The organism is Pantoea sp. paga, assembly GCF_007558755.1.
GTDB classification, from domain to species: Bacteria; Pseudomonadota; Gammaproteobacteria; order Enterobacterales; family Enterobacteriaceae; genus Pantoea; species Pantoea agglomerans.
In genome coordinates this window covers 773,920-785,817 of sequence record NZ_VLTF01000001.1, presented here as the reverse complement: position 1 = coordinate 785,817, position 11,898 = coordinate 773,920, and the positions used below count along the sequence as shown (strand labels likewise).

The following is an 11,898-nucleotide window of genomic DNA, read 5'->3' as shown; positions in this document are numbered from 1 at the left end:
TTATGGATGATCAATTAAAGCTTTCACTGCCGCGTCGTCTGCTGAGCTATCTCATCTGCTCGCTGATCGCGTTTCAGCCACTGCTGCCCGCCTTTTCTGCGGCGATAGCGCCCGTCACACCAGGGACAAAAGTCGATGCTGCCGGGAATGGTGTCCCGGTCATTAATATCGCGACGCCAAATGCGGCGGGCCTGTCGCATAACCAGTATCAGAATTACAACGTGGGTCAGGAAGGGCTGATCCTGAACAACGCAACCGGCCGGTTGACGCAGACCCAGCTGGGTGGACTTGTCCAGAACAACCCGAATCTCAAAGCAGGGCAGGAAGCCCGGGCCATTATCAATGAGGTGGTGGGTGCTAACCGTTCACAGCTGCAGGGCTATACCGAGGTAGCGGGCAAAGCGGCCAACGTGATGGTCGCTAACCCTTATGGCATTACCTGTAACGGCTGCGGCTTTATCAATACGCCCAACGTTACGCTGACCACCGGTAAACCGCAGCTTGATGCGCAGGGCAATCTGCAATCGCTTGAAGTGACGAAAGGCGCAATCAGCATTGAGGGTAAAGGACTGGATGGCAGCCAGGCAGATGCTGTCTCGATCATTGCGCGCGCAACCGAAATCAACGCGGGCATCCATGCCAAAGATCTCACTGTGACGCTGGGCGCAAACCGGGTTGGTGCTGATGGCAGCGTGACACCCATCGCGGGCGAAGGTGCTGCGCCATCGGTCGCCGTAGATACCGGCGCGCTGGGCGGCATGTACGCCAACCGCATCCATCTGGTCTCCAGCGAAAACGGCGTTGGCGTCAATCTCGGCAATCTTAATGCCCGTCAGGGCGATATGGTGCTGGATGCGCAGGGTCGGTTAAGCATCAACAATAGCCTGACCAGCGGCACCCTGATTGCAAAAGGCAGCAGCATCGCACTGCAAGGCGAACATAAAGCCGGGGGCAACGTTGCGCTGACAGCGCAGCAGGATATTGCCTTAAACGCGGCCTCGCTGGGCAGCGACGCCTCGCTGGACCTCAACAGTCAGGGCAGTATCACGCTCAAAGGCAGCAGCGTGAAGGCAGGACAGAATGTGCGTCTCAGCGGTGCTAACCTGAGTGTTGATAACAGCAGCAGCGGTAGTGCGGTAGACGCGCTGCAACTCTCTGCCACCTCTCAGCTGGACAATGCCGGTCAGCTCGCCGCCGCAAAAACACTCGATATTCAGGCTGCGCATATCACTAACAGTGGTAGCCTGGCCAGTAATGGTGACGTACAGGTTCGCACTAACACTCTGCAACAGAACGGTAAGCTGCTGGCTCAGGGTAAAAACACTGTGGCTGTTAGCGGACAGTTGACTAACCGCGATGAAATCAGTGGCAGCAGCCTGAATATTCAAAGCGGCACTCTTGATAACAGCGGCAAACTGATCAGTACGGGTGATGCTACGATCACGGCTAATCGACTGAATCAGGACGGGATCTTCTCCGCACAGGGCAACGCACTGTTCAGTGTTGCCGACACCTTCAGCAACAGCGGCAATCTGGTCAGTCAGCGTCTGCAAATCGATGCCCCGACCCTGAATAACAGTGGCGAGATGGTGAGTCATGGCGATGCCGTGATTAACAGCGATACGCTACAACAAAACGGCTCCATCACTGCACGCGGTGACGCGCAACTGACCGCTCGTGGCAGGCTGGAAAATCAGGGGGCTATCAGCAGTCAGAACGCACTCATCCTGAACAGTGCACAACTGCGTAACATGGGCTCGTTAACCGCACCAAATCTGACGCTGACCGCCGGGCAAATCAGTAACGGCGGCCTGCTTCAGGGCTCTAATCAGCTCTCTTTACATGCCGGAATGCTGGATAACCTTGCTGCGGGGACGATCAGCTCCGACAACGATTTTGCGCTCGATTTGCCACAGCTTAATAACAGCGGATTGATCACCAGCGGCAAAGCATTGGTCGTCAGTGGCGACCAGCTGAACAACAGCGGGGAAATCAACGCTGCCAGCCTCAGCGCCCGGTACGGGCATCTGGATAATCAGCTGGGTGGCAAACTGCTGGCCAGTGATCCACTCCAGCTGCACGGCGATGTACTGACTAATCAGGGCATCATCGCCGCCGCAACGCTGAATAGCGATGTCAGCCAGGTCAATAACAGCGGAACACTCCAGGGCGACAAGGCAGTATCGTTGCAGGGCAGCGGGTTAACCAACAGCGGCACGCTGCTCAGCGCAGGCCAGCTGAATGTGCAACAGCAGACGCTGGACAACAGCGGACTGATGCAGGGCAAACAGCTGACACTGAATGCTGATCGCTGGCAGAATAGCGGCAATGCCCTCAGTGAAGCCGACGCCGAGCTGCAAAGCGACACGCTGGTCAATAGCGGCAAGATTCTGGGACAACAGGGCATCGCGCTAAAAGCGAATCACACTGACAACAGCGGCTGGCTGATTGCTCAGGCGCTGACGCTGCGTGGCGACCTGATTAACAGTGGCCTGATTCAGGGTAATCAGCAGATTACGCTGGCAGGCGACCAGCTGGATAATCAGCAGGGCGGACAGTTGCTGAGTGACGGCACCCTGAATGGCAACATCACTTCACTGAATAACCACGGCGCAATGCAGGCCGATCAGATAGCGTTAAACGCGAAGGCGTTGCAGAACAGTGGCACTGTTCGCGCCGGGAAAGCACTGACAGCCCAGGTCGGGGGTGTGCTGGATAACAGCGGAAGTCTGATCAGCCAGCAGCAGATGAATTTACAGGCTGGGGAGATCGATAACAAAGGCACACTGGCGGCAGATAACCTCAGCCTGCATGCGCCAGTGCTCAGTAACGCCGGTCTGCTGCAGGGCAACAGCACCTTAACGCTGGATCATCAGCAACTCCACAACCTCCATGGCGGCCAGTTAATCGCCGGAGGACCGCTGACGCTGACGTTAGAGCAACTGGATAACGACGGGCTGCTGCAGGTTAACGGTAAGCTTTCAGTCAACGGCAACCGTCTCAACAACAGCGGACGCCTGCTGAGCGATGACCTCGATCTTCAGATTGCCGATACGCTGAATAACAGCAGTACGGGACAGATCGTGACCGGCCAGCAGGCCGACCTGCATGCCCAAACGCTCAGTAACAGCGGCCAGATTGCGGCACAGCAACTCAGCGCCAGCGGTAATACGCTGGAGAACAGCGGACTGCTTCAGGGCGACAACCTGCTGGATCTCGGATTTGCTCAGACCCTCAACCACAACAATGGGCAACTGCTGAGCGGCGATCGACTGATCGTCAAGGGCGGTAACGCGATCAATGATGGCAGCTGGCAGGGCCAGCAACTCGACGTCACGCTGGATTCTCTCGACAATCGCGGCAGCATCAATGGCATCAGCGCCTTGCGCGGTAATATCGCCAGCGATCTGATCAACAGTGGCACGCTGGTCAGCCAGGGAGAGAGCGACATTAATGCCACCACGCTGCGCAACAGCGGCAAAATAATGGCGGACCGCCTGGGGTTGCAGGGCACCAGCCTGAACAACGACAGTCTGTTACAGGGCAACACGGCGCTGACTGCTCAGGCCGATAACATCACGCAATCTGCCGGTGGCAAAACGCTGAGCGGCGGAACACTGACGCTGACCGCAGGTCAGCTCAACACCCAGGGAATGCTGCAGGGCGAGCAGGCAACGGTTAACGCTGATAACTGGCTGCATCAGGGTTCGCTGCTGGGAAGCAAAGATCTGAACGCCAGCATCAGCAATGAACTGCATAACACCGGCTCGTTGATGAGTCAGAACACCGCACAGGTTACGGCGAACACGCTGAACAACAGCGGCTCACTGCTCAGCGAAGGGGCGATGGTGCTGAACGGTGTCGCGCTGAATAACAGCGGATCGGTGCAGGGCAAAACCCTGACCATTTCACCCGCCAGCGTCATTAATCAGGGCAGCCTGATTGGTCTGCAGGCATTGACGTTTGCCGCTGCGCCACAGGTGGCCGGGCGAATGCTGCTCAGAGCGCTGGCCGCGCCATCACGTCAGCTGATCAATAACCAGGGAGGATCGCTGCTGACGCAGGGCACGCTGAACATTAACGGCGGGGACGTTGTGAATAACGGCAGCTGGCAGGGACAGCAGATCCTGCTGAATGCCCGGAAACTGACCAATAATGGCGCGATCCAGAGTGCGGATGCGCTGCAACTGATTCTGGCGGATCGCCTTGATACGGGCGCTGGCAGTAAGATCTCAGCGAATGGCACAGCGGCACTGCAGGCACTGACGCTGACCAATCAGGGTGAATGGATTGCCAGAAACCTGACGCTACGGGGCGACACGTTAAACAATAACGGCGCAGTGACCGGTGTCGACGCGCTGACGGTTGGCCTTAACGGTGCACTGACTCAGCAGCAGGATAAAACGCTGCTCAGCGCAGGCAGGCTGACGCTTCAGTCCTCCTCGCTTAATAATGCCGGACGCGTGCAGGGCGGCGATCTGCAGATCACCAGTGGTGCGGTTGATAACAACGGGCGCTTACAGGGTGACAACAGCCTGCTGGTCAATGCCGGTGGACGCATCACCAACGGCGGCAATGGCGCCATGATCACGCAAAACGCCCTGACGCTGACCGGGCCTGAACTGTTCAACTATGGCCTGATTCAGGGCAATGGCAACGGTGTCGCGACAATAACCGGTTTAACGCAAAACGATGGCCGGTGGCTCTCGGGTGGCGCGCAGACATTGAATACGCCGCAGCTGAATAACAACGGCTGGTTACAGGCGTCGCAGCTGATTCTCAATGCCACCAATGCCAGCAATAACGGTACGCTGCTGGCCGACGGTCAGGGCACGCTGACCGGCAATGGCTTCAGCAACCAGGGCACAGTCCAGGGCGGCAACCTTGAGGTCAATTATCAGCAGGTAAACAACAGCGGCACGCTGCTGGGTAACAACCGGCTGAGCGTAATGGCCGCTCAGGTCAATCAGCAAAGCAGTGGTCGTCTGTTCAGTGGCGGCAGTTTGCTGGTTCACAGCAATGGCTTTGACCAGACCGGTCAGGTGGTGGCGCTGGGTAATGCCACGCTGGAGATCGCGAATGGTTTTACCGGTCGCGATGTGCTGGCTGCGGGCGGGCGACTCTCCGTCAGCAGTAATGGCGCGATAGATAACCAGGGCACGATGCAGGGCGGCGCGCTGACGCTGAGTGCAGGCGGCGATCTCACTAATAATGGTCAGCTCACCACGGGAACCGGTGACAGTGCGTTAAGCGGCAATCGTATCGCCATGAACGGGAATGGCAGTCTGCAGGGCGGCGGTAACATCAACTTAGCCAGCCGCAGCGATATTGTCCTGGACGGCTTTACCGGTACCCGCGGCAACCTGGTGCTCAGTGCACCTGGCAGCATCGTTAACAATGCGCTGCTCTATGCGGCAGGCAATCTCTCTCTTTTTGCCAACAGCATCCGCAACCAGCGTGCCGATATGCTGGCAGGCGGCAGTATGTGGCTTCAGGGCGACGCGGCGGGGAACGCCAACGGCGAGGTAGTTAATAACTCCGGCACCATCGAAACGCAGAACGGCGATATCACGATTAATACGGGACATTTGCTGAATACAAGGGATGGTTTGAGTACGAGCTCCTCAACTGTTGCAAATTCCGGACTTCCGTCAGGCGCTGATAATGGTTCGTTTGATATGAGATTATCCGAGCTTTCAGTAGATGCTGGCGAGCTCGGCTATTTACTTAAAGATGCCGGCGGCGGCAACGCTGAGGGGGCAGGCAGTGCTGACCGGTATACCTTAGTTCCTACTGAAAAAGCGCGTGTTAAACGCTACCTGGTAAGCCAGACAACTACAACCGCCGTTGCTTCGGGAGGGGCTGCGAGAATTGCTGCGGGTCGCAATTTGTTCATAAGGGCATTGCAATTGGATAATCAGGCGAGCAATTTGCTGGCTGGTAATGATGCTAATTTGTCCGGAGGAGTGCTTAATAATGCCTCCTGGCAAAGTGGGGTTTCCAGCAAATATTTAAGCTTTGCATTGGCCCCGAAAACTTCCCTTGCTCCGCCAAGTGAGCTGATTGTCAGGAAGAAACCCAACCAGGAATATTTAAATCAAACAAATCTGGAATTTTACGCACCAAAAAATTCTACAGGAGCCACGACAAACACAAGTGACGATACCGTAAAATATATTCTCTCCAGTGGCCCCGAGTACGAGACTGCCTATACCGGAAATGGATTACGCGCCGTTATCCAGGCCGGAGGCAACGTCTCAGCTAACTTCAGCGGCGATATCAGCAACACTAACACCACAGCGAATACCGGCTGGAGCGGTAACACCCTTTCGGCCCCCGCTATACGCGGCCTAACAGCAGCAGGCACCGCAGGCGCGCAGTCTCATCAGCAACTGGCTGCTGCCGACAAAGCCGCAATCAATACCCCGCAATGGCGCGATCAGCTCCAGAATGCCTTGCAGCAGGTCAATGGTGCAGGTGCGCTGGAGACCGCTTCACAGGGCAGCGCACCGCTGACGCAATATGCAACTGCGGGTAAACACAACGCAGCGCTGGGTAAAGCCATTAACCTGACGAATGCTGCTCAGGATCCTGCGTCGCTGCATAACTATAAGGTCGCTGAGGTTGATATCAGCGCCTATCCATTACCTTCTGGTCAGAACGGCTACTTTGTTGCGTCGAACACCAATAGCCGCTATCTGATTACCGTTAACCCCAAACTTAATGGCCTGGGTCAGCTTGATCAGAGCCTGTTCGGCGAGCTGAACGCAAAACTGGGCAAACAGCCTGCCACCACGCCTTTACAGGAAACGCGGCCTCAATACACAGACGAGAACGCCTTCCTCGGCTCCTCATACATGCTGAGCCGCCTGAACCTGAAGCCAGATTATGATTATCGTTTTCTCGGTGATGCGGCGTTTGATACCCGCTACGTCAGCAATGCGGTACTGAATCAGACCGGTAATCGCTACATCAATGGCCTGGGATCCGATCTCGCCCAGATGCGCTATCTGATGGACAACGCTGCGGCGGCGCAAAAGTCGCTGGGACTGGAGTTTGGTGTCTCACTCTCTGCCGGGCAACTCGCCTCTTTAGACAAGAGTATGGTCTGGTGGGAAGCCACCACCATCAACGGTGAAACGGTGATGGTGCCGAAGCTCTATCTGTCTACAAAAGATGTGGAGATGCGCGATGGCAGCGTGATTGCCGGTAACAACGTGACGCTGAAAGGCGGTAACATCACCAATACCGGTAGTAGCGTGATGGCCAAAAACGATCTGACTATCGACAGTCAGAACACGCTCAGTAACCTCAACGCCGGTCTGCTCCATGCAGGTGGCGATCTGCAACTTAGCGCACTTAATGATATCAACAACGTCAGCGCGACTATCAGCGGTAAAAAGGTGGCACTGGAGAGCGTTAACGGTGACATCAACAACCTGACCACATCACAGCTCTGGCATCTGGATGCAGACAACGGTAAGGGTGCGAAGAAATCCTATACCGAAACTCTGAGCGGGCCAACGGCGAGCATCACGTCACTGGATTCTCTGAGCCTTAAGGCGGGCAACGATATTATCGTCACCGGCGCTAACCTCAAAGCGGGTGGCGATCTGCTGCTGAACGCCTGGAATGATATTGCTATCACCGGGAACCAGAACGTCACTGGCAGCGCACAATCCGGCTTCGGAAACCGCTGGCAAAAAGTTGACCCAACCAGCACAACCACCGTCACCACGGTCGGCAGCCAGATCGCCGCAGGCGGCAATATGGCGATGCAGGCGGGCCACGATCTGACTGTTACCGCCAGCAACATCAGCGCAGGTAAAAACGCGGCGCTGGCAGCCGGTAACGATCTTAATCTCAACAGCGCGACCACCAGCCAGAATGATGTGAAGGGCAAACGTGAAACCCATTCAACCGGGCTGGATCGCACGACGCTGACCAGCGGAGGCGATTTAGCACTTCAGGCCGGACGCGATCTCAATAGCCAGGCGGCAGGCATCGCCGCAGACAAAGACGTGACCTTACAGGCGGGACGTGATGTCAATCTGCTGGCGGCTGAAACCGGTTCTGGCAATAGCTACAAATCCGGCAAGAAGGTTGAGATTAATGAGTCGGTACGCCAGCAGGGCACTGAAATTGCCAGTGGTGGGAGTACGACGGTTAAAGCTGGACGGGACATGGTCGCGGAAGCGGCGAGAGTAGATGCACGAGGCGATCTTGCTATTCAGGCAGGACGAGACGTGGCTATCACAACGGCGACCGAAAGCGATTATCACTACGACGAAGATACAAAAGTTAAGAAAAAGTTGTTCTCTAAAAAAACCACGCACACAGTTCATGAGAACTCAGCAACAACTGAACAGTCTTCGGCGTTAAGTGGTAACAATGTCGCGATCGTTGCCGGACGTGATATGGCTGTAACGGGTTCCAGCGTGGTAGGCGATAACAACGTTGCGCTGAAGGCAGGACGTGATCTTGCGATCACTGCGGCCACTGAAGAGCAGCATAGCTACAGCCTGAAAGAAACCAAAAAGAGCGGCATGATGAGTGGCGGAAGTATTGGCGTGACCTTCGGTAGCGCTTCCACTCGCCAGCAACTTAATCGCGACGGCACCACCCAAAGCCAGAGCGCCAGCGCCGTAGGCAGCACCGGCGGTAGCGTCACGCTGATTGCCGGTAATAATGCCCATATCGGCGGCTCTGATGTCATCGCTAAAAAAGACATCAGCGTGGTCGGTGGCTCCGTGGATATCGATCCTGGCAACGATCTTATCAGCCGTCGTCAGGTATATGAGCAGAAGAAAAGCGGCTTAACTCTGCAGCTTACCAGCCCGATTACCGATGCCCTATTAAGCCTTGGGGAACAGGCAAAATCCGCCAGCGAGGCGGGCGACGATCGCCTCAAAGCACTGGGTGCGGTAAAAGCTCTTGAAAGTGGCTGGGCGATGTCGGGCGCAAAAACCATGCAGTCTGGCCAGGCGCTGGCCAACGGCAATATGAGTGAAGCAGGGATAAAAATTGAGCTCAGCGTCGGCGCGAGTAAGAGTAAATCGTCATCGGAGTATAACGCCAATGCCGTTAAAGGTAGTTCACTCAACGGCGGCGGCAACATTGCCGTGGTGGCGACCGGTGCCAACGGCAGCAGCGGTGATATTACGCTCGCTGGCAGCGGCATTACCGGCAAAAATGTCACGCTTGCTGCAGCGCACGATCTCAACCTCACGGCGGCAACCAACAACACCGAACAGAAAAGCAGCAATAAGGCTTCCGGCTGGAGTGGCGGCGTTCATGTCGCGATAGGTAAAGAAACAGGTATTGGCATACAGGCCAGTGGCTTTATGGCCAGCGGCAAGGAGAACGGCAAAACCACCGATTACGTCAACAGCCGGGTGAACGCCAGCAATGACCTCACCCTGAGCAGCGGCAATGACACCGTGCTGTCTGGCGCGCAGGCTCTGGGTAACCGGATTGTTGCCGATGTAGGCCACGATCTGACGATGACCAGCCTGCAGGATACCGATGATTATCAAAGCAAGCAGCAGAGCGCCAGCGGCGGCTTCAGCTTCACGTTCGGCAGCATGACCGGCTCCGCTGGCCTCAGTCTGAGCCAGAGTAAAGTGAACAGTGAGTATGCCAGCGTCGGCGATCAGAGCGGCCTGTTTGCAGGGAATGGTGGCTATGACATCTATGCTGGCAACCACACCCAGCTGAATGGCGCGGTGATCGCCTCAACGGCGCAGTCCGCGAACAATGCGCTCTCCACCGGTACGCTGGGCTGGTCTGACATCGACAACCACGCTTCTTACAAAGCCAGTAGCTCATCCATCAGCATGGGTGGAGGTAACGAAGATAATAAAATGTCAGGCGGTGCGATACCAACCTCTGCTAATACCCATGGCAGTGCATCTGGCACCACCCGTTCAGCCGTGGCGGACGGTACCATCACGGTACGTAACGGTCAGGCTCAGACACAGAACGTCGCCGACCTGAGCAGAGATACCGACAACGCCAACGGCCATATCGACAAGATATTCGACAAGGATAAGGTCGCACGCAAGCTTGAGTTTGCACAGGGAATGCAGGAGCTGGGTCAGCGTGTAGCAGGCGATGTCAGCAGCTACAAAATGCAGGCTGCTGAAGATGAAACCAGAGAAAGGTTGCTGAAAGCAAACCCGCAATATGCCAGTTATTCCAAAGCAGAATTAAACAATCTCATTGTAAATGATGCGGGCTATAAGGCCGTGGCAGAAAAGTGGGGCACTGGTGGCAGCTATTCCATGGCAGCAGCAGCGGTAACTGGTGTGCTGGGTGGCCTTGGCGCAGGTAACCTGGGTGCAGCCGCAGCAGGTGGAATGGCGCCTTACATCGCCAATAAAATTAAGCAAGCTACCAGCAAAGTTGTCGACGGACAGGAGCAGACTAACGTCCTGGCTAACACCATGGCGCATGCGGTTGCGGGTGCCGTACTGGCGCAGCTGGCGGGCAACAACGCAACAGCGGGTGCAGCCGGTGCTGCGGGTGGCGAGCTGATGGCCAGAGCTATCCTCAGCTCAATGTATCCCGGCAAGCAGGCCAGCGAACTGACGCAGGAACAAAAGCAGGTTGTCAGCGCGCTCGGCCAGCTGGCTGCGCAACTGTCCGCGGGAGTGACTTCTGGTTCTGTTGAAGGTGGGATTCAGGGGGCGGTTGCCGGTAAGAATGCGGTTGAGAATAATACGCTGGGAAGTGATGATGATGATGATGAATTCAAGTTGGAACACGGCAATCGCCCTGTAAAAATTATTTCTTTCACTCCGAAAAGAATTGGAGTGGTGGATGATGATGGCAATGTGAAGGGAATGGGCGGTATTATTCCTGGAGGTCCAAAAGGCGCAGGTACGTCTCTGGGGCGTGGCCTTGCCTACGATAACCCATCTAACCTTATCCAAAGCCGTGTAAGTGAAATTCAGTCACAAATACCTGCGAATTCTCAAGGCCGAATAACTATGGGTGTTGCGGTAGTAGAGGATGCCAATGGTGTTCGCTCTGTTCTGGTTAGTACAAGTGAACCTCGTGGCTATCTTCGTCCTGGAGTGAGTTTGCAAGAAGGCGAAAAAGTAGTTGTTGGAACTGGCCACGCAGAAGCGGATATAGTCAGCTATGCCAACGCTAACGGATTGAAAGTTGTTGATATCGGTGCGACACGTCCTGTCTGTGCATCATGTCAGAACGTAATTGAGCCGACAGGGGCCAATGTGTCAACGCCATTAAAACCACTGCCAAAGGCTAAAAAATGATTATGCGTTTAGAAATGGTTGAGAAAGGACTTGTAGAAAAACTTAAGTTGGTCAGTGAGGAGCAACGAAGAGTTGCTGTAAAAGTGGCTTGCGAACTTGCTTTTCAGGCTTGTCCAGTAGATGTGCCTATTGTTGTCGAGTCTCTTAGGCAACTACTGTCTGGTAATAGACTCACAACCGATCAGGTTTCTGGGCTAGATGATTTAGCTGCAAAGTTAGATAAGAAGTATTTTGACTTGCAAGACAACCTAGATGAAGGGCAAAGCTTAAATCTAGAAGGTCTTCAGTTGTTTAGTCAAGCTCGTGCTGTATCGGCGCTGTCCTTAGCTGGTGGAGAAAATTCGCTTATGACAGCGAGCGAAGCAATATATGAAGCATCGTCAGCCGTTGATGATGGAGCCCATATTTTCAAAGCAGTATATTCGATTTTGCCAGAGTCTTAATCATCGGGTGTTTTGCTTTGGCTGAGATCCGGCGCACTCTTGCGCCGGTATTGCAGTTTCTGTGACGCTCTGATTGCACTCTTTTTGCATCCTTTCTGCAGTTAAGTTGCATCCCTTTTACACCCATCCTGACGACCTATGGTTTACCTGCTCAATACGCCTGACCTGCTCCC

At 55.2% G+C, this 11,898-nt stretch carries 2 protein-coding genes; both read left to right on the top strand.

Annotation, left to right across the window (positions count from 1 at the left end; translation table 11 throughout):
• Window positions 1–2: 2 nt before the first annotated feature.
• Window positions 3–11,282, top strand: a complete 11,280-nt coding sequence (locus FOV68_RS03740) for a hemagglutinin repeat-containing protein (protein ID WP_255473598.1) — start codon at window positions 3–5, stop codon at window positions 11,280–11,282.
• Entirely contained in the window at window positions 11,279–11,725 is a 447-nt protein-coding gene (locus FOV68_RS03735; protein WP_143990339.1) for a hypothetical protein, read from the top strand. Before FOV68_RS03740 ends, FOV68_RS03735 begins: the two co-directional genes overlap by 4 nt.
• Window positions 11,726–11,898: the final 173 nt, after the last annotated feature.

Excerpts from the sequence above, each read along its gene's own strand:
- FOV68_RS03740 (WP_255473598.1), top strand. The coding sequence starts at position 3 with ATGGATGATCAATTAAAGCTTTCACTGCCGCGTCGTCTGCTGAGCTAT.
- FOV68_RS03735 (WP_143990339.1), top strand. The coding sequence starts at position 11,279 with ATGATTATGCGTTTAGAAATGGTTGAGAAAGGACTTGTAGAAAAACTT.